The sequence below is a fragment of the Aeromicrobium sp. MLTX1 genome, from assembly GCF_046452335.1.
Classification (GTDB): domain Bacteria; phylum Actinomycetota; class Actinomycetes; order Propionibacteriales; family Nocardioidaceae; genus Aeromicrobium.
On the sequence record NZ_JBKFDN010000001.1, the window covers coordinates 578,216 to 597,830 of the forward strand.

Annotated in this window: 17 protein-coding genes; 5 read left to right on the forward strand and 12 right to left on the reverse strand. The window is 71.6% G+C overall.

What is annotated here, in order from left to right; all coding sequences use genetic code 11:
- Positions 1–76: 76 nt before the first annotated feature.
- Positions 77–2,917, reverse strand: a complete 2,841-nt coding sequence (locus ACK99Q_RS02690) for a bifunctional metallophosphatase/5'-nucleotidase (RefSeq protein WP_410184700.1) — start codon at positions 2,915–2,917, stop codon at positions 77–79.
- Between the two features lie 124 nt (positions 2,918–3,041).
- Positions 3,042–3,431 carry a hypothetical protein gene (locus ACK99Q_RS02695; RefSeq protein WP_410184701.1) on the reverse strand — a complete coding sequence of 130 codons (390 nt, stop codon included), beginning with the start codon at positions 3,429–3,431 and terminating at the stop codon, positions 3,042–3,044.
- A gap of 105 nt (positions 3,432–3,536) precedes the next feature.
- Here ACK99Q_RS02695 and ACK99Q_RS02700 point away from each other — a divergent pair, with 105 nt between their 5' ends.
- Positions 3,537–4,388, forward strand: coding sequence for a 3-hydroxybutyryl-CoA dehydrogenase (locus ACK99Q_RS02700; RefSeq protein ID WP_410186053.1), 852 nt, complete (start codon positions 3,537–3,539; stop codon positions 4,386–4,388).
- A gap of 7 nt (positions 4,389–4,395) precedes the next feature.
- On the opposite strand, the gene ACK99Q_RS02705 is transcribed toward ACK99Q_RS02700, so the two are convergent.
- A complete protein-coding gene (locus ACK99Q_RS02705) occupies positions 4,396–5,016 on the reverse strand; it encodes a PaaI family thioesterase (protein ID WP_410184702.1) in 621 nt (206 codons plus the stop codon).
- 30 nt (positions 5,017–5,046) lie between these two features.
- Positions 5,047–5,868, reverse strand: a complete 822-nt coding sequence (gene mmuM / locus ACK99Q_RS02710; RefSeq protein WP_395486838.1) for a homocysteine S-methyltransferase — start codon at positions 5,866–5,868, stop codon at positions 5,047–5,049.
- A 138-nt stretch (positions 5,869–6,006) separates the two neighbouring features.
- On the opposite strand from mmuM, the gene ACK99Q_RS02715 reads away from it, so the two are divergent.
- Entirely contained in the window at positions 6,007–7,530 is a 1,524-nt protein-coding gene (locus ACK99Q_RS02715; protein WP_410184703.1) for an AMP-binding protein, read from the forward strand.
- Positions 7,531–7,637: 107 nt separating this feature from the next.
- Here the strand turns inward: ACK99Q_RS02715 and ppc are convergent, their stop codons facing one another.
- From ppc to ACK99Q_RS02730, 3 genes are all read right to left on the reverse strand, one after another.
- Entirely contained in the window at positions 7,638–10,424 is a 2,787-nt protein-coding gene (gene ppc / locus ACK99Q_RS02720; RefSeq protein ID WP_410184704.1) for a phosphoenolpyruvate carboxylase, read from the reverse strand.
- 81 nt (positions 10,425–10,505) lie between these two features.
- Positions 10,506–10,790 carry a protealysin inhibitor emfourin gene (locus ACK99Q_RS02725; protein WP_410184705.1) on the reverse strand — a complete coding sequence of 95 codons (285 nt, stop codon included), beginning with the start codon at positions 10,788–10,790 and terminating at the stop codon, positions 10,506–10,508.
- Complete coding sequence (locus ACK99Q_RS02730; RefSeq protein ID WP_410184706.1) at positions 10,751–11,794, reverse strand: M4 family metallopeptidase; 1,044 nt, start codon at positions 11,792–11,794, stop codon at positions 10,751–10,753. Before ACK99Q_RS02730 ends, ACK99Q_RS02725 begins: the two co-directional genes overlap by 40 nt.
- A 134-nt stretch (positions 11,795–11,928) precedes the next feature.
- Here ACK99Q_RS02730 and ACK99Q_RS02735 point away from each other — a divergent pair, with 134 nt between their 5' ends.
- Positions 11,929–12,585, forward strand: coding sequence for a hypothetical protein (locus ACK99Q_RS02735; RefSeq protein ID WP_410184707.1), 657 nt, complete (start codon positions 11,929–11,931; stop codon positions 12,583–12,585).
- 6 nt (positions 12,586–12,591) lie between these two features.
- Here ACK99Q_RS02735 and ACK99Q_RS02740 read toward each other — a convergent pair whose 3' ends face one another.
- The 5 genes from ACK99Q_RS02740 to dnaK all read right to left on the reverse strand — a co-directional run bounded on the left by ACK99Q_RS02740 (position 12,592) and on the right by dnaK (position 17,570).
- Positions 12,592–13,422, reverse strand: a complete 831-nt coding sequence (locus ACK99Q_RS02740; RefSeq protein ID WP_410184708.1) for a hypothetical protein — start codon at positions 13,420–13,422, stop codon at positions 12,592–12,594.
- Positions 13,423–13,575: 153 nt separating this feature from the next.
- On the reverse strand, positions 13,576–13,950 hold the full coding sequence (locus ACK99Q_RS02745; protein ID WP_410184709.1) for a heat shock protein transcriptional repressor HspR: 375 nt from the start codon (positions 13,948–13,950) through the stop codon (positions 13,576–13,578).
- Positions 13,951–14,026: 76 nt separating this feature from the next.
- Positions 14,027–15,136, reverse strand: a complete 1,110-nt coding sequence (dnaJ, locus tag ACK99Q_RS02750) for a molecular chaperone DnaJ (protein WP_410184710.1) — start codon at positions 15,134–15,136, stop codon at positions 14,027–14,029.
- 29 nt (positions 15,137–15,165) lie between these two features.
- Complete coding sequence (locus ACK99Q_RS02755; protein ID WP_410184711.1) at positions 15,166–15,735, reverse strand: nucleotide exchange factor GrpE; 570 nt, start codon at positions 15,733–15,735, stop codon at positions 15,166–15,168.
- Entirely contained in the window at positions 15,732–17,570 is a 1,839-nt protein-coding gene (gene dnaK, locus ACK99Q_RS02760) for a molecular chaperone DnaK (protein WP_410184712.1), read from the reverse strand. The genes ACK99Q_RS02755 and dnaK overlap by 4 nt, the downstream gene beginning before the upstream one ends.
- A 178-nt stretch (positions 17,571–17,748) precedes the next feature.
- Between dnaK and ACK99Q_RS02765 the strand changes: the two genes are divergently transcribed.
- Positions 17,749–18,945: a sensor histidine kinase gene (locus tag ACK99Q_RS02765; RefSeq protein WP_410184713.1), complete on the forward strand. Its 1,197-nt coding sequence runs from the start codon at positions 17,749–17,751 to the stop codon at positions 18,943–18,945.
- Positions 18,942–19,607, forward strand: coding sequence for a response regulator (locus ACK99Q_RS02770; protein WP_410184714.1), 666 nt, complete (start codon positions 18,942–18,944; stop codon positions 19,605–19,607). The genes ACK99Q_RS02765 and ACK99Q_RS02770 overlap by 4 nt, the downstream gene beginning before the upstream one ends.
- Positions 19,608–19,615: the final 8 nt, after the last annotated feature.

Genomic DNA, 19,615 nt, shown 5'->3' on the forward strand with positions numbered 1-19,615 from the left:
CAGGATTCCCCTCGAGATGGGTGCAGGTGGGAGTGGGCCGGGGCGGCCTGCACGCAGGCCGCCCCGGCTCGGTTCACTACTTGACGACCGTGGTCTTCACGGAGGTCTTCGACGCGTTCGCGACGGAGCTGCCCTGGTAGAAGACCCGCAGCGTGGCCTTGCCGCGCGGGAGCTTCGAGAGCTTCACGCGGGCCACGCCGTTCTTCACCTGCGCCTTGCCCACGACCTTCGTGCCGCGCTTGACCACGACCGTGCCGGTCGGGGTGAAGCCCTTGCCCGAGACGCGCGCCTTCAGCACCGCGCTCTTGGCCGAGACCTTCTTCGCGACGACGGCGCGCACCGAGGTGTTCGCCTTCGTGACCTTGACCGTCACGGTCGCGTCGGCCGGCTCGTACGAGGCGCTGCCGTTGAAGAACAGGCCGTAGGTGTGGGAGCCCGGCTTGAGCGCCGTGCCGCCGAAGCGGAACGTGCCCTTGCCGTCGGAGAGGAAGGCGGTGCCGACCTGCATGCCCAGCTGGTTGGCGACGAAGACGATGCCGGTGGTGCCGGGGGCGGCCGACATCGTGATGGTCGCGCCCGTGCCGTACGGCGTGGTCGAGCCCTTCGCGGTGAACGGCGTCTCGCCCTTGATGACCTCGACCGAGACGGTGCCCTCGGACGGGGCCACCGTGGTGGAGCCGTCGAACGAGACGGTCAGCGTGCGCTGGCCGAGTCGCAGGTCGGACGCGTGGACGTCCACCGTGCCCTCGCCGTCGGTGACGGTGCCCGCGCCGACGATGTGGTCGCCCTCGAGGATCCGGACCGGACCGTCGACGTCGACACCGGCCGCCGCGGCGACCTCGACCGAGACGTCGAAGACGTCGCCCTTGGTGACCTGGGCCGGAGCCGTGGCGGTCGTGGTGGAGGCGGCCTTCTCGACCGACAGCGGGATCGTGGCGACGGTGCCGCTGGGCGCCGCCGTCGCGCGGATCGTGCCGCCCTCGATGGCGCCGGCCGGGACCGTGAACGTGAACGTGCCGGAGGCGCCGTTCGTGACCGCCTGGGTGCCGAGGTCGAGCGACTGGTCGTCGCCGTACTCGAGGACCGCGCTGACCGAGGTGTTCGCCGGGCTGCCCAGCGACGTCAGGTTGAGCTTCGGCAGCGAGAACGAGGCGCTGTCGCCGACCTCGTAGGAGTCCGCGAGGCCCGTGACGCCGACCGAGCGGCGACCGAAGTCGGGCGCGACCGGCGAGTTGTCACCGAGGTAGTCGATCCAGCCCTCGTAGTCGACGACGCCGGTGTCGACCCACGTGCCCTCCTTGAAGGCGCGGAAGTTGTCGCCCCCGGTGCCCAGGAAGGACGGGACGATGACCTTGTAGGACTTCGCGGCGTCGATCTGCTGGTCGTCGATCCAGATGCTGGTGACGCGGTCACCCTCGTCGCGCGTGGCGTCGTAGGTGTAGCGGACGTTGTCCGACACGCCCAGCTGCTGGTACGGACGGCTCGGCACGTTGCCGTTCGCGTCGCGCTGCCACTGCTGCTCGAAGACCTTCTTCAGCGAGGCGCCCGTGAGGGTGACCGTGTAGAGGTTGTTGGTGAACGGCAGGACCGCGTTGGCCTCGGCGAACGTCACCGAGCCGTCGGTGTTGTTCGGGCCACCCGTGGTGGTGTTGCCGGCGTAGAACAGCTCGTCGCGCAGGCCACCGGGGTTGTTGATCGCGAGGTCGGCCGGCGCCGGCGTGCTCTTGGACTGCTCGAGCATCGCGTCGGGGACCAGGTTGCCGATCGTCGACTCGCTGGCGCGGTCGTCGCGGCCCGTCTTCGGGGCCGCCGGGTTCGACGGCGTGTAGACGCCGTTGACGTAGCTGCCGCCGGTGTAGGCGGTCGTGATGTCGGCCGAGATGTCGGCGACCTTCTCGTTGCCGATCGTGGCGGCGTACGCGAGCGCGCTGTCGACGATCTGCTGGACCTGGGCGACGCGCGGCGACGCCAGGTTGGCGGTCGCGGCCCGCGCGACGTTCTCGACGGTGTGCGCGGCGACGTCGCCGGTGTCGGGATCGACCGACAGGGTGACCTTGCCGATGTTCTCGCCGTAGCTGCCGGTCTGCAGGACCGGGCGCGTCTTGCCGGCCGCCCCGGGCACGGGCGCGTCCCAGGCGTAGACCTTGTGCGTGTGGCCGGTGAAGATCGCGTCCACCGAGGCGTCGGTGCCGTTCACGATGTTGGCGAAGGCGCCGCCGTGGGCGACCTCCTCGGCCAGCGACGAGCCGTCGGGCGTGCCCGCGCCGGCTCCCTCGTGGTAGGCCGCGACGATCACGTCGGGCCGGTCGGCCTCGGGCAGCGCCTCGAGTCGGTCGACCTCGGTGTTGACCGCTGCGACGGGGTCGGTGAACTCCAGGTCCGCGATGCCCGAGGGGGTGACCAGCGTGGGGGTCTCCTGCGTGACGGCGCCGATGACGGCGACCTTCAGGCCGGCGCGGTCGAACGTCGCGGAGGCGGGCAGCGCGGCGGAGCCGTCGGACTTGAGCTTGACGTTGGCGCCCAGGTGCGGGAACTCCGCCCGATCCGTGACGCGGCCCGCGAGGTCGGCGAAGCCGCGGTCGAACTCGTGGTTGCCCACCGCGGACACGTCGAGGTCGAGCGCGTTCAGCACGTCGATCGTGGGCGCGTCCTGCTGGGTGGCCGACGCGAACGGCGAGGCGCCGATGTTGTCACCGACGGACAAGAAGAGCGTGTTGGCGGCGCCCTCCGTGTCGCGGATGCTCTCCACGGTCGTGGCGAACTTGGTGGTGTTCGCGTCGATGCGGCCGTGGAAGTCGTTGATGTCGACGAAGGTGATGTCGACCGGGTCGGCGGCACTCGCCGACGGGGCCACCACGATCGGCGCACTGAGCAGCGCTCCGATCGCGACGACCGAGAGGGAACGTCGGGACTTCAAGATCTTTGTCCTTTGTCGCAGGGAACACGGGTCGCCACACCGTAACCCTGAGAATCACCCAAGAGACCTGCCGAAGCATGTCTTTTTGGTTAAGACCCGGCAAAAGGTCGGGGCGCCGCGCGGACTAGAGGGCGATCGTCGCCTGGAGTCGGCACGGGCCGTCGGGCGCGGCCACGATCGGGTCGATCGCGAACGGCACCGTGGCGCCGGCCTCGACCCGGTCGAGCTCGACCACGCGCGCCGGTCCGGTCTGCTGGCCGATGAACGCGGTGACCCGGTAGTCGCGCACCTGCTTGCCGGTGTTCTTGAGGGTGCCCTGCACCTTCCAGCGCCCCTTGGCGTTCTGGCGGCACGTGAACGTGGTGATCGCGAGGGGGTCGACCGTGCCCGTGGCCTCGGTCCCGACCTGGCCCGGAGCGGTCGACGTGGCGTCGGTCTTCGGGGCGGCGGAGCCGTCGCTCGCACCGCAGCCGGCCACCGCCAGGAGGAGCACCACCGAGACCCACGCACGCATGGGTCCATCCCATCACGCGGGCCCCATGCGCCCGCGGAGGCGCACCCCGGTGGCCGGTACGATCGAAGCTGAGGAATCCATCATCTTTCAGGAGGTCGAGTGTCCATCGAACGCATCGGAGTCGTCGGAGGCGGCCTCATGGGGTCCGGCATCGCGGAGGTCAACGCCCGCGCCGGACTGTCGGTCGTCGTCGTCGAGGTGACCGAGGACGCGGCCACCGCCGCGCACGGTCGCATCGAGTCGTCCCTGCAGCGCGCCGTCGACCGCGGCAAGCTCTCGGAGACCGACCGTGACGCCGCGCTCGACGCCATCCACGTCACCACCGACCTGAACGCGCTGGCCGACCGCCAGCTCGTGGTCGAGGCGGCGAGCGAGAAGGAGTCGGTCAAGCTCGACCTGTTCACGCGGATCGGGCAGATTCTGCAGGACCCGGACGCGATCCTGGCGTCCAACACGTCGTCGATCCCGATCGTGAAGCTCGGCGCCGCCTCGGGTCGCGCCGACCGGGTCATGGGCGTGCACTTCTTCAACCCCGCGCCCGTCATGAAGCTCGTCGAGCTGATCCCGTCGCTCACCACCTCGGACAAGACGCTCGACCGCATGCGCGGCTACGTCTCCGAGACCCTCGGCAAGCAGCCGATCGACGCGACCGACCGCGCGGGCTTCATCGTGAACTCGCTGCTCGTGCCGTACCTGCTGTCGGCGATCCGGATGTACGAGGCCGGGTACGCCTCGGCGAAGGACATCGACAACGGCATGGTGCTGGGCTGCGGCCACCCGATGGGGCCGCTCGCGCTGAGCGACCTCATCGGACTGGACACCATCAAGGCGATCGGCGAGTCGATGTACGAGGAGTTCAAGGAGCCCCTCTACTCGCCGCCGCCACTGCTCGACCGCATGGTCGACGCGGGCCTGCTGGGCAAGAAGTCGGGCCAGGGCTTCTACCCCTACCCCTGAGCCGCGGTCAGTCCGTCGTCCGCTTCCCGAGCCCCTGCTCGGGAAGCAGGCGCAGGAAGAGGCCCTCGGCCTCGGCGCACACGACGTCGCCGTGGCGCAGCTCGCCGCGCAGGAACCACTTGCGGCCCTCGACGCGGTCGATCCACACGACGGCCTCCAGCTCGGTGTCGATCGGCGTCAGGGCGCGGTAGCTGGTGTTGAGGTAGGCCGTGCGGGTGATGCCACCGGCGGCCAGCGACGCGAGGATGCCGAGCACCTCGTCGAACAGCAGCGTCACGGCACCGCCGTGCACGGCCATGCCGCCGCCCATGAACCAGCGGCCGAACCGCACCGTGCCCTCCACGCGGTCGCGCGTGCGCGAGGTGACGAGGAGCTCGGGCAGCATCGCGTGCCCGCGCACGGGCAGCTCGGCGACGCGCCCGTTGACCTGGTGCTGCTCGTCGGTGGCGAGCGGTTCGAGCCGCTCGCGCCAGCCGGCGAGGTCGGCGGCGAGACCGTCGATCGCCTCGCGGTCCATCGGCATGGAGGCGAGCGCGTTCTGGACGGCGTGCAGGTGCTCGACCAGCTCGCCGTAGGCCCGCACGTCGTCGGCGGCGAAGTCGCCCTTGAACATCTCTTCCCAGCTCACCCGAGCGAGGCTATCCAAGCGCTCGTCGCGTCAGCCGAGGGCACCCATGATCCCGGCGACGCGCGAGACCGCCTCGGGACCCACCCGGCAGCAGCCGCCGACCCACGCGGCTCCGGCCTCGACCCACGCGGGCACCAGACCGACGTCGTACGTGCTGGTGCCGACCCACTGCTGCGCCTCGGCGTCCCAGACCTCGCCCGCGTTGGGGTAGACGACGCCCGGCTTGCCCGTGGCCGCGGCGGCCCGCAGCGCAGGGCCGACGTCGGCGGGTGCACAGCAGTTCACGCCGACGGCCACCACGCTGTCCACGGCTGCCGGGATCGCGAACGCGGCGTCGAGCCGCTGGCCGGCGCACGTGCGATCACCGACGATCGAGTAGGAGAACCACGCCGCGTGGTCGTACTCCGCGAGCAGCCGTGCCAGCACTTCGGCCTCGTCGGTGTCGGGGATCGTCTCGACGGCGATCACATCTGGTCCGGCGGCCAGGAGGGCCTCGAGGCGCGGCCGGTGCACCTCCTCCAGCTCCCGCGCGGTGAGTCCGTAGCGACCGCGGTACTCCGACCCGTCGGCGCGCAGCGCCCCGAACGGACCCAGCGAACCGGCGACCAGGCGGCCCTCGACGTCGCCGGCGGCCTCACGGGCCAGCTCGACGCTCAGCCGGATGAGGCCGGGGTCGCTCGCCTGGTAGCTGGCGGAGGTCGCCACGTCGGCCCCGGCCTCGAAGTAGGCGCGGTGCACCGCGACGATCTCGTCGGGCGACGTGCGCAGCACCCGCGCGGTCCACTCGCCCCCGGACAGGTCGTTCCCCCGGTCCTCCAGGGCGTTGGACAGTCCACCGTCGAGCACGTGCATCCGGCCAGTATGCCGTTCGCCGGGAGGGCCCGACCGCTGGTCGATCGGTCCGGGCCCGAGGTGCACGAGGCGAGCGGGAGTCGCCACAATGGCAGCGTGACGTGACCCACACGCACCGTTCGACCCGCCGGAGGCCTCATGATCGTCCCGCTGACCCTGCGCGACTTCCTCGACCGCGCCCGCACCGTCTACCCCGACCGCGTCGCCGTGGTCGACGAGCCGAGCCAGGTGGCGGACTCGTGGGGCGAGCTGACCTACGCGCAGCTCTACGCGAAGGCGCGCAGCCAGGCGGCCACGCTCGACGAGCTCGGGATCGCGCAGGGCGCGCGCGTGGCGATGGTGTCGCACAACGCGGCGCGCCTGCTCGCCTCCTTCTACGGCGTGGCCAACTGGGGTCGCATCTTCGTGCCCGTGAACTTCCGGCTCGCACCGGCCGAGGTGCAGTACATCGTCGAGCACTCCGGCGCCGAGGTCGTCATGCTCGATCCCGAGCTGGAGCACCTCGCCGACGCGTGCGCGTCGGCCAAGCACGTGTTCGTGCTGGGCCGCGACGACGACCGGATCTGGGCGTCGAAGGCCGAGCCGGCCGAGTGGGAGCCGGACGAGAACGCGACCGCCACGATCAACTACACCTCGGGCACGACGGCCCGGCCGAAGGGCGTGCAGCAGACGCACCGCGCGCGCTGGGTCAACGCCACCACGTTCGGCTGGCACGCCACGCTGACCGACCGCGACGTCTACCTGCACACGCTGCCGATGTTCCACTGCGACGGCTGGGGCCTGCTCTACTCCGCCACCGGCGTGGGCGCGAAGCAGGTCGTGATCCGCCAGATCGACGGCACCGAGATCCTCCGACGGATCGAGGAGCACGGCGTCACCGTGCTGGCCTGCGCGCCGGCGGTGCTGAACGCGGTCCTCGACGCGCTGCCCGACTGGACCGGCGAGACCGGCCGCGACCGGGTGCGCTGCATCGTGGCCGGCGCTCCCCCGCCGACCCACACGATCCAGCGCGTCCGCGAGGAGCTGGGCTGGGAGTTCATCCAGATCTACGGGCTCACCGAGACCTCGCCGCTGCTGACGATGAGCCGCATGCGCGAGGAGTGGGACGACCTCGAGGGCGAGGAGCAGGCGCGCCTGCTCGCCCGCGCCGGCGCGCCCACGATCGGCACGCGGATCATGGTCGACGACAAGGGCGAGATCCTCGCCCGCAGCAACACCGTGCTCGAGTCGTACTGGGAGAACCCGGAGGCCACGCAGGACGCGCTGGCCGACGGCTGGTTCCACACCGGCGACGGTGGCGTCTACGAGGACGGCTACGTCACGATCGCCGACCGCAAGAAGGACGTCATCGTGTCCGGCGGCGAGAACGTGTCCTCGATCGAGGTCGAGGACGTGCTCGCGTCGCACCCGGCCGTGCGCGAGGTCGCCGTGATCGGCGTTCCCGACGACAAGTGGGGCGAGCTCGTGCTGGCCCTCGTCGTGGTCGAGGGCGACGTCTCCGAGGAGGACCTGCGCGCCCACGCCCGCGAGCGCCTCGCCGGCTACAAGGTGCCCAAGCGCGTCGAGTTCCGCGAGGAGCTCGCCCGCACCGCGACGGGCAAGCTGCAGAAGTTCAAGCTCCGCGCCCAGTACTGGGAGGGCCGGGACCGCCTCGTCAACTGACTCCGATCTCGATACGCCGGCTCGTTCCTCGCCGCGCTATTCGATCGCCGGTGCTCCCGCTGATCGAGTAGTAGGCGAGCGCAGCGAGCCGCGTATCGAGATCCCGGTCAGCCGGTGTTGCGCAGGCCGTTGGCGATGCCGTTGACGGTCTGCAGGAGCGCGGCGCGCATGTCCTCGTCGACGGCGTCCGGGTCCTCGCGGTAGCGGGCCAGCAGGTCGACCTGGGCGAACGAGATCGGCTGGAGGTACGCGTCGCGCACCTCCAGCGTGCGGCGCAGCGCGGGCTGGTCGTCGAGCACGTGCCGCTCGCCGGTGACGCGCAGCACCTCTTCCACGGTGACCGCGTGCTCGGCGCGGATGCGGTCGAAGATGGGTCGCAGGTCGGCCGGGACGAGCGTGTTGACGTAGTGTCCGGCGACGTCGAGGTCGGTCTTGGCCAGCGTCATCTCCACGTTCGAGATGAACGTGCGGAAGAAGTGCCACTTCTCGAGCATCTCGGCGAGCACGTCGGCCTTGCCGTCGAGCCGCGCGGCGCGCAGGCCGCTGCCGACGCCGAACCAGCCCGGCACGATCTGACGGCTCTGCGTCCAGCCGAACACCCAGGGGATCGCCCGCAGGCCGTCGATGCCGCCGCCCGTCTCGGGCCGGCGCGACGGGCGCGAGCCGATGTTGAGGTCGCCGAGCTGGTCGACCGGCGTCGAGGCCAGGAAGTACTCGAACAGCCCCGGCGCGTCGATCAGCTGCCGGTACGAGGCGTAGGCCGCGTCGCTGACCTGCGTCATCGTGTCGTCCCACTGCTGCATCGACTCGGCGGGCGTGCGGGCCTGCAGGTGCAGGGTGGACGCCTCGAGCACGGCCGCGAACGAGAGCTCGAGGTTCTCGTGGCCGAGGCGCGGCAGCGAGTACTTGTCGCTGATGACCTCGCCCTGCTCGGTGAACTTGATGTCGCCGGTGAGCACGCCGTACGGCTGGGCGAGGATCGCGTCGTAGGTGGGGCCTCCGCCACGGCCGACCGTGCCGCCGCGACCGTGGAACAGCCGCAGCGTGACGCCGTGCTTCTGCGCCACGTCGCGCAGGGCGCGCTGGGCGCGGTGCAGCTCCCACTGCGAGGTCGTGATGCCGCCGGCCTTGTTCGAGTCGGAGTAGCCGAGCATGACCTCCTGGGTGTCGCCGCGCAGCCGCACGAGCGAGCGGTAGTGATCGTCGGACAGCAGCTCGTCGAGGACGTCGCCGGCGCGACGGATCTCGTCGACCGTCTCCAGCAGCGGCACGAAGCCGAGCCGCGCGAAGGGGGGCGTCTCGTCGCTGCCGACGAGGTCGACCAGGCCGGCCTGGCGGGCCAGCACGACCGGCGCGAGGAGGTCGTCGCCGCCGAGCGTCATCGAGACGATGTAGGACTCGATGACGTCCTCGCCGAAGGTCTCCTTGAGCTCGCGCACCGCGGTGAAGACGCCGTACGTGCGCGCGCCCCACTCGTCGAGGGAGGGCGGGTCGGCCGACAGCGGACGCAGCCGGCCGAGCTCGCGCGACAGCAGCGCGAACCGCTCGTCGCGTTCGAGTTCCTCGTACGGGGTCTCGGACTCGTCGAGGCGGTCGTACAGGATGCCGAGCGCGTGGTGGTGAGCCTCGGCGTGCTCGCGGATGTCCATCGTGGCCAGGTGCAGCCCCACCGAAGAAATGGCCCGGATCGCCCGCGCCAGCATGCGGTCGGCGATGAGCTCGCCGCCGTTCGCGCGCAGCGACGCGTCGACGACGCGCAGGTCGGCCAGCAGCTCGTCGCGGTTGGCGTAGTCGCGTCCGGGCACGTGAGGCGTGCCGTCGGCCACGCGCGCCGCCGAGTTCGCGACCTTGAGCTTCACGCACGACAGCTTGAGCCGGTAGGGCTCGTGGGCGTTCACGAGCAGCAGCCGCGGGTCGAGGTCGGGCAGGGCCGTGAGGTCGGCCTGCAGCGACTTCGTCAGCTCGGCGCTGACCTCAACGAGCTCGTCGGACGACGACAGCTCGCGGATCAGCAGGTCGAGGTTGGTGTCGACGATCCGCGTGGCGATGCGGTTCTGCAGTCGCAGGATGTCGAGGGTGACCTGCGGGGTGACGTTGGGGTTGCCGTCGCGGTCGCCGCCGATCCACGTGCCGAACGACAGGGGTCGCTTCGCGGGATCGAGGACGATGTCGTGCTCGGCCAGCCGGTCGGCGAGGTCGGTGCCGATGTCGGGCAGCGCCTCCTCGAGGATCTGCTGGAGGAAGAACACGAGGTGCCGCGCCTCGTCGACGGGCGTGGGACGCGTGCGGCGCACGGCGTCGGTCTGCCAGATGAGGTCGATCAGCTGCGCCAGGTCGCGGTCCTGGGCCGCGCGCCGTCGGGTGCCGGTCTCGGCGGAGTCGAGCAGGATGTCGGCGATGCGGCGCAGCTTCGTCAGCACCGTGCGGCGGCTCACCTCCGTGGGGTGCGCGGTGAAGATCGCACGCACGTCGATCCGCTCGATGCCCTCCCGCAGCGCGTCGACGCCCTGCTCGGCGACGATGTCCTCGATCGCGCGGGCGAGCCAGCCGCCGTCGTCGGGCCGCGACTCGATGCCGCGCACGCGCGCGACCTGCTCGGCCACGTTGGCGAGGTTGAAGTAGACGCTGAACGCCCGCACGAGCTTGCCCACCGTGGCGGCGTCCAGGTCGGACAGCAGGGCGCGGATCCGGGTGGCGGCCTCGTGCCGCTCGTCGGCGTCGTCGGAGTCCTCGATGACCTTGCCCTGCGCGCGGACCAGCTCGACCTGCTCGAAGAGGTGCTCGCCCTCGAGGCGGCGCAGGGTCTGGCCCAGCAGGTCGCCCACGCGGCGCACGTCGTGGCGCAGCGAGTCGTCCTTGGAACGGGCGATGGCATCGAACTCGGAGTCGGTCACGGGGCTCCCCTCGGCTGACGGATGTCGTGGGGCGCCGTTGCCCGCGCCCAGCCTAGCCAGATCGGTCGCGGGACGCGGCGCTCAACTCGTGTGGTGGACCACCGCGTCGACGAGCGCGCGCCACGGACCGTCGATCTGCCGCTCGGGCAGCGTGGCCTCGCGGTCGTTGGCCTGCACCTCGTAGACGAAGCCGTCGGGGTAGCCGTCGTCGGGCGTGGCGTCCCACGGGCACGCCTCGACCAGCGGCCACCAGGCCCGGGCCTCGTCCTCGCTGGTGGCCTCGACCTCCCACTGCCGGCGCAGGCCGGCGAAGCCGCCGGTGCGGATCACCCGGACGACGAGGAGGGGCTGGTCGATTCCTTCCATACCCCCACAGACTGCCACGCACCGCGCACCACGTCAGCCGCGTCGTGGCTCTCGGCGACCGCGACCGTGGCGCGGGCGAACTCCTCGAACGTGGCACGCGGCGAGAGATCGCCCAGCAGCGTCTCGTACCAGATCCGGCCGGCCACCTCCCAGGCGTGACCGCCGAGCCCGGTGGCCACGAGGTGGAATGCCTTGTTGGGGATGCCCGAGTTCAGGTGGACGCCGCCGTTGTCCTGCCGGGTCTCGACGAAGTCGTCCATGTGCGCGGGCTGCGGGTCCTTGCCGAGGACGTCGTCGTCGTAGGCCGTGCCCGGCGCGCTCATCGACCGCAGCGCCCGACCCTCGACGGCGTCGGTGAACAGCCCCTCGCCGATGAGCCACGAGGCCTCGTCGGCGGTCTGGCCCGCGGCGCGCTGCTCGACCAAGGCGCCGAAGACGTCGGCGACGGACTCGTTGAGGGCGCCCGACTGGTCGCGGTAGACCAGACCGGCGGTGTACTCGACGAGACCATGTGCGAGCTCGTGACCGATCACGGACAGCGACGCGGTGAAGCGGCCGAAGATCTCGCCGTCGCCGTCGCCGAACACCATCTGCGAGCCGTCCCAGAAGGCGTTGTCGTAGGCGTTGCCGTAGTGCACGGTGCCCAGCAGCGGCAGTCCGGCGTCGTCGATCGACTGCCGCGCGTAGACCGCGCGGAGGAGGTCGTCGGTGGCGCCGAAGCCGTCGTAGGCCTCGTCCACCGCGACGTCGCCCGTGGGCGGGTCGCCCTCGTCGCGCACGACCTCGCCCGGCAGCTCGGTGCCGCCCCGCGCGTCGTGCACCGTGCGGCGCAGCGGCACGGTCGTGGCCGGCGGCCGGGCCGACGGGCGCGCCTGCCCGCCGTGCTCGGGACGCTCGGCGAGCGCGGCCTGGGCGGCCTGCGCGGCCGTGGCGTAGCGGTCGTCCTCGAGGCCGGCGATGTGGCGGAGCAGGTAGGGCGGGACGATCCCCCGAATCGTGTCCATGTCCCGACCGTAGACGTCGGCACCGACATCGCGCGCGCCGACGACTGCCACGTGAGACCCGCCCGGCCGACCGGCTGCCCGGACTGGCCGATCGGCCGACGCGGCAACCTCGCGACCACGGCTAGCGTGCGGGCATGGCCACCTGGATCCTGCGCGACCGCGGACGCGACCTCGCCGTGCGCGACGACGGGGACGGCGGCCTCGTCCTGTCGCTGGACGGAGTCGAGGTCGACCAGGCCACGGTCGGGCGGCTCGGCGACCACGAGTTCGAGCTCGACCGGATCGCCGGTCGGCACCAGAAGGTCAAGGCCGAGCGAGGTCTCGGCGCGGCGCTGGCGAAGGTCGCGCTCGTGGAGTCCGGCAACGGCGACCTGCCCGTCACGGTGCCGTTCGTGCCGCCCGAGGGCACCCGCGCCCGCCGCCTGCACGACCTCCGCGAGGCCCACCCGAAGGCGTGGGCGGCCCGGCACGTCGTGTTCACCGTCGTCGGCCTGCTCGGCATCGGCGCCCTCGTGTCGGGCCTGCTCGGCCGCCTCGTCCCCGCGATCGACTGGTCGTGGCTGCCCGACCCGCCCGACGTCGACCTGCCCGAGATCGGCCTCGACCTCACGCTGCCCGGCTGGCTGCGCTACCTGAACCCGTTCTTCTGGCTCGGCCGCATCACGCCCGACTGGCTGGCCGACCTGCCGTGGGGCGTGATCATCTCGCTGCTGGTGGCGTGCAGCCTCGCGTGGGGCGAGTACCGCAAGCAGAAGGACCGCAAGGAGCGCGAGGAGCGCACCGACGACTGACGCGCCTCAGGACGGGTCCGGGCCCTCGCTCCGACGCTCCTGCTCGGCCTCGTGCCGGACGGTCTGGATCCCCTTGGCCCACTGCGGCAGGTCGGCGCGGCGCACGTGGTCGGGCACCTGCCGGCTGAGCACGAACCGCATGAGCCAGATGCCGACCACGACCATCGTGATCCCGATCAGCCAGCCCAGTCCGGTGCGGCCCTCGTTCGACAGCCACACGATCGCGGTCGGGACGGCGAACGTCAGCATGAGGCTCACCGAGAGCACGCGGGCACCGGAGGCGTTCGCGGCGGCGTGCGCGGGGCTCGTGTCCATCATGTTCGCCTCGACGAACTCGGCCGGACGGAAGAACGCGAACCACGGCAGGACCACGAAGACCACGAGACCGAGGCCCGCGAGCATCGGCATGAACGTGTTGGCCAGGATCACCAGGGCGGCGTCCGACCAGATGCCGCCACCGCCGCGCGAGGCGTCGAACCAGTAGTGCCAGCCGTCGGGCCGGCGGACGGCCTCAATCGTGTCCTCGACACCCGGCCGGTACCGGACGAGGACGGCGGTCAGACCCACCAGCGGGCCCATGATGAGCGGCAGGACGAGCGTCCGGCCGAGCGCGACGAGAGGGCGCGGTCCGTCGAACCGCACCCACATCGTCTCCAGCACGGCCCACGACACGGGGATGACCGAGCCGAACATCAGCAGGTAGCCCAGCGGGCTGTCGCCGTCGACGTCGGCGGCCACGTCGTCGACGACGATCCACTGCACGACGGCCAGGGCGACCACGAGCAGCCACGGGACCGGGGTGAACAGGATCCGCCGCCACGGGCTCTTCGCGCGCATGCGCTCGAGCCTAGGGGCGCCGCGGCGGCCCGGCCTCGCCGAGTGGCGCAATCCGGGGTCGCGAGTGGCGCAGAAAGGCCCGCCACTCGGCGAGTGGCGGGCCATGTCGCGCCACTCGGCGAACCGGTGGGCGACGGGATGGAGGCGACGGGGTCAGCGCTGGCGGCGCCAGACGGTGACCTGGCGGTCGCCGTAGAGCGCGGGGAGGTTCTGCGGGGCGCGCGCCTGGGCGAGCTCGGCCTGCAGCTCGGCGACCTTCGCCTGGAGCGCGGTCACCTGGTTCTCCAGCGCGATGACGCGCTTCACGCCCTCGAGCCCGAGGCCCTCGGCGGTCAGCTGGGCCACCATCCGCAGCAGCTCGATGTCGCGCAGCGAGTAGCGGCGGCCGCCGCCGGAGGTGCGGCCGGCCTCGACGAGGCCGATCCGGTCGTACGTGCGGAGGGTCTGCGGGTGCAGGCCCGACAGCTCGGCGGCAATGCTGATGACGAAGACCTTCGCCTCCGGTCCCGGCGGGACGAAGTCGTTCATGACGGCACCGCCTTGGAGAAGCGACGGTATGACGGCACCGTCATGACGTACTGGACGTTCGCTCGCTGACGCTCACTCATGACGTACTCCCGATCCTCGCGGCCCGGTAGGCCTCGATCGCGGCGAGCTCGTCGGCCGACGGCTCGTGCGGCACCTGGACCTCGACGGTGACGAGGAGGTCGCCGCGCGTGCCGTCGCGGCGCGTGCCGCCCTTGCCGCGCGCCCGGAACGTGCGGCCGTTGGGGGTGCCGGCCGGCACCTTGAGCTTGACCGGCGGGCCGTCGATCGTGGGAGCGCTGACCTCGCCGCCCAGCACCGCGTCGTCGAACGACAGCGGCACCGTGACCGTGAGGTCGTCGCCCTTGCGCCCGAAGCGCTCGTCGCCCTCGACGTGCACCACGAGGAAGAGGTCGCCGGCGGGTGCGCCGGTGTCGCCCTTCGCGCCCTTGCCGCGGATCTTGATCCGCTGGCCGTCCTTGACGCCCGCGGGCACCTTGACGTTGATCGTGCGGCTCGACGGCGCGCGGCCCGAGCCCGAGCACACCTCGCACGGGTGCTCCACGATGAGCCCACGGCCGCGGCACTGGCGGCACGGCTCGGTCATCGCAAAGACGCCGCCCGACGCGCCGGTCTGCATGCCGCTGCCCTGGCAGTTGCCGCACACCTTCGGCACGGTGCCGGGCTTGGCGCCGGTGCCGTGGCACATCGAGCAGGGCTCGTCGCTGGTGAGGCGCAGCGGGATCGTGGCCCCCTCCACCGCCTGGCGGAAGGTGATCGTGGCCTCGGTCTCGAGGTCGTCTCCGCGGCGCGGCTGCGCCTGACGACGCCGGCCGCCGCGGGCGCCGCCGCCGCCGAAGATCCCGCCCAGGATGTCGCCGAGGTCGAAGTCGACGCCGCCCCCGCCGTACGAGCCGCCCCCGGGCGGCGGGAAGCCGCCCTTGAACTGCCCGAACAGCGAGCGCTGCTCGTCGTACTGCTTGCGCTTCTCGGCGTTCCCGACGACGCCGTAGGCCTCGGAGATCGCCTTGAAGCGCTCCTCTGCCTGGGCGTTGCCGGGATTGGAGTCGGGGTGGTGGTCCCGCGCCAGCTTGCGGTACGCCTTCTTGATCTCGTCGGCCGAGGCATCCTTCTTGACGCCCAGGACCGCGTAGAAGTCCTTCGACGCCCAGTCAGTCGGTGCGCTCATTCACCCCTCCTCCCTCTCGTGTTCCTCGTTCAGTCCTCGGTGGTCGGCTGCTCGGTGGCCGCCGCGGCGGCACCCGGGTCGACGACCCCCACCACGGCCGGCCGCAGGACGCGGTCGCCGACGCGGTAGCCCGTGCGCATGACCTGCGCGATGCTCTGGACCTCGACCTCGGGGTCCTCGCCCGCGTGGAAGACGGCCTCGTGCAGGTTCGGGTCGAACGGCTCGCCGACCTCCCCGAACGACTCGAGGTCGAACTTGCCCAGCGCCCCGCGCAGCTGGTCGGCGACGGCCTTGAAGCCGCCCGTCAGCTCGCCGTGCTCCTCGGCGCGACCGAGGTCGTCGAGCACGGTCAGCAGCTCGGTCAGCACCTTCTGCTTGCCGGCCTCGACCGCGCGGGGACGGTCGTCCTCGACGCGGCGCTTGTAGTTGATGAACTCCGCCTGCTTGCGCTGGAGGTCGTTCGTCAGCTCGGCGACCTTCGCCTCGAGCTCGGCGACGGCGTCGGGAGCGGACTCCTCGGTCGGCGGCTCCGTCCCGGCGCCGCCGACGGGCGCCTCCCCCTCAGGGGAGGTCGCCTCGTCGAACGGCTGCTCGGTCACTTCTGCTCACCCTCGTCGTCGACGATCTCGGCCTCGACGACGTCCTCGTCGTCGGCCGGCGCGTCGCCCGCGGGGGCACCCTCGGCGCCCGCCTCGGCCGCCGCGGCGGCGTACATGGCCTCACCCATCCTCGAGCTGGAGGTGCCCAGCTTCGTGACGGCGGCCTGGATGGCGTCGGTGTCGTCGCCCTCGAGGGCCGACTTCAGCGCGTCGACGTCGGCCTGGACCTCGGTCTTCACGTCGTCGCCGACCTCGTCGCCGTTCTCGGCCAGGAACTTCTCGGTCGAGTGGACCAGGGTCTCGGCCTGGTTGCGGACCTCCACCGACTCGCGGCGCTTGCGGTCCTCCTCGGCGTACTGCTCGGCGTCCTTGACCATCTTGTCGATGTCGTCCTTCGACAGCGCGGAGCCGCCGGTGATCGTCATCGACTGCTCCTTGCCGGTGCCGCGGTCCTTGGCCGAGACGTTCACGATGCCGTTGGCGTCGATGTCGAACGTGACCTCGATCTGCGGCACGCCACGCGGCGCCGGGGGCAGGCCGGTGAGCTCGAACGTGGCCAGCAGCTGGTTGCCGGCGGCCATCTCGCGCTCGCCCTGGTAGACCTGGATCGCCACGGACGGCTGGTTGTCGTCGGCCGTGGTGAAGACCTCGGACCGCTTGGTCGGGATCGTGGTGTTGCGCTCGATGAGCTTGGTCATCACGCCGCCCTTGGTCTCGATGCCCAGCGACAGCGGGGTCACGTCGAGCAGCAGGACGTCCTTGACCTCGCCCTTGAGCACGCCGGCCTGGAGGCTGGCGCCGATCGCGACGACTTCGTCGGGGTTGACGCCCTTGTTGGGCTCCTTGCCACCGGTGAGGGTCTTCACGAGCTCGGACACGGCGGGCATGCGGGTGGAGCCACCCACGAGCACGACGTGGTCGATGTCGTTCACCGTGACGCCGGCGTCCTTGATGACGTTCTGGAACGGCTTCTTGGTGCGCTCGAGCAGGTCGGCCGTGATCTTCTCGAACTCGGCGCGGGTGAGCGTCTCGTCGAGGAAGACGGGGTTGCCGTCGACGACCGTGATGTAGGGCAGGTTGATCGACGTCGAGGACGAGCTGGAGAGCTCGATCTTCGCGCGCTCGGCGGCCTCGCGGATGCGCGGCATCGCCATCTTGTCCTTGGTCAGGTCGACGCCGGTGGACGCCTTGAACTTGGTGACCAGCCAGTCGACGACCGCGTTGTCCCAGTCGTCGCCACCGAGGTGGTTGTCACCGCTGGTGGCCTTCACCTCGATGACGCCGTCGCCGATCTCCAGCAGGGACACGTCGAACGTGCCGCCGCCGAGGTCGAAGACGAGGATCGTCTGGTCGTCGCCCTTGTCGAGGCCGTACGCGAGCGCGGCCGCGGTGGGCTCGTTGATGATGCGGCTGACGTTGAGGCCCGCGATCTCGCCGGCCTCCTTCGTGGCCTGGCGCTGGTGGTCGTTGAAGTACGCCGGCACGGTGATGACCGCGTCGGTGACCGGCTCGCCCAGGTACGCCTCGGCGTCGCGCTTGAGCTTCTGCAGCACGAACGCGCTGATCTGCTGGGGGTTGAACTTCTTGCCGTCGATCTCCACCGACCAGTCCGTGCCCATGTGGCGCTTGACCGAGCGGATGGTGCGGTCGACGTTCGTGACGCCCTGACGCTTGGCGACCTCGCCGGTCAGGACCTCACCGTCCTTCGCGAACGCGACGACGGACGGGGTGGTGCGAGCGCCTTCGGCGTTCGCGATGACGGTGGGCTCTCCACCTTCGAGCACGGCCACGACGGAGTTCGTCGTGCCGAGGTCGATGCCGACTGCACGGGCCATTGGTTCCTCCTGGTTTCGCAGTGTTCTGCCTGGTGAGCTCTGCCTTGAAGACTGTGGGTCAAAAGACTTGAGTCATACGTTATCAACTTCGTTCAAGGGCGCTGCATTCCCCCCGAGGGCCGAAAGACCAGACCCTGGTCTGACGATCGGATCACACCGCGCGCCTAGGCTCGGGCCCATGGACGAGATCGCGCCCGCGCCCGGGCGACCGTGGCGCCTGGGTCCGCGCGCGACCCGCCTGTTCGACGTCGCGCTGGCCTCGGCGCTCGTCCTGGCGTCCTTCCCGATGAGCGTCCTGGCGACCGGCCAGAACGCGTGGGCGCTCGGGCTGTCGCTGCTCCAGACGGTGCCGCTGTACTGGCGGCGCAGCCGTCCCGCGACCGTGTTCGTCGCGGTCGCCGGCGCGAGCGTGCTCCAGGCCGTCACCTACGACCTGCCCGTCTGGGGCCAGGTGGCCTTCCCGGTCGCGCTGTACTCGCTGGCCCGGTTCGGGTCGGCGACGGCAGGACGCATCGGCCTGCTGGTCGGGCTGTGCGGCGCTGCGGTGGCCTCGTGGGTGTGGACCTCCACCCAGTTCGCGGCCTACCCGCCCGGGCTCGACTACATCGACTACGAGATGGGGCTCGACGATCTGTCGCCCTACTTCTTCCTCATCACCGCGATCGTGCTGGCCGCGTGGGCGCTCGGCAGCCAGGCGCGCATCCGCCGGGCCTACGAGGAGAACCTCGTGGCGCAGGGCCGTCAGCTCGCGGTCGAGGCCGAGCAGCGCGCCGTGCTGGCCGCCGCCGAGGAGCGCACCCGGATCGCGCGCGAGATGCACGACGTCGTCGCGCACGGACTCTCCGTCGTGATCGTGCAGGCCGACGGCGCGCGGTACGCCGCGCAGAAGGACCCGCAGGTGGCGGTGCAGACGCTGGGCACCGTCGCGTCGGTGGGTCGCGACGCGCTCACCGAGATGCGCCGCCTGCTCGGCCTGCTGCGCGGCACCGAGGACCCCGCGCTCGCCCCGCAGCCACGGCTGGAGGACATCCCCTCGCTCGTCACCGCGGACGACCGCGTCGACCTCCACCTGCCCGATCCCGTGCCGCAGGTGCCCGACGGCGTGGCCCTCACGGCCTACCGGCTCGTGCAGGAGTCGCTCACCAACGTCCGCAAGCACGCGGGCCCGCAGGCGCGCGCGACGGTGCGGCTGTCGGTCGACGCGGACGCGCTCGGCGTCGAGGTCGTGGACGACGGTCGCGGCGGGGCCAACGACGGCACCGGCGGCCTCGGACTGCTCGGCATGCGCGAGCGGGTGGAGGTCCACGACGGCACCCTCGAGGTCGGGCCCGCGCCCGGTGGCGGATGGGCCGTGCGTGCGAGGATCCCCACGTGACCGACCCGATCCGCGTCGCCCTCGTGGACGACCAGCAGATGGTGCGCGCGGGGTTCCGGATGCTCGTGGACAGCCAGGACGACCTCGTGGTCGTGGGCGAGGCCGGCGACGGCGAGGAGGCGCTGCGGCTGCTCGCCGAGGTCGAGGCCGACGTCGTCCTGATGGACGTGCGCATGCCGCGGCTCGACGGGGTCGAGGCCACGCGGCGGCTCGCGCCGGGCGACGAGGGGCCGCGCGTCATCGTGCTCACCACGTTCGACCTCGACGAGTACGCGTTCGCGGCGCTGCGGGCGGGCGCCTCGGCGTTCCTGCTGAAGGACGCGGCTCCCCCGGACCTGCTGGCGGCGATCCGCGCCGTGCACGCCGGCGACGCCGTGGTGGCGCCGTCCACCACGCGTCGCCTCCTCGACCACTTCCTCGCGGCGCCCACCGCGCCCCGTGCGCCCGGTGCCGCCGACCGGCGCCTGGAGTCGGTCACCGAGCGCGAGCGCGAGGTCCTCGGCCTCATCGCGCGCGGCCTCAGCAACCCGGAGATCGCGGCCGACCTCGTCGTCTCGGAGGCCACCGTGAAGACGCACGTGAGCCGACTGCTGGCCAAGACCGGATCGCGCGACCGCGTCCACCTCGTTCTCCTGGCCTTCGAGGCCGGCCTCGTCGACTGACCGCGCGG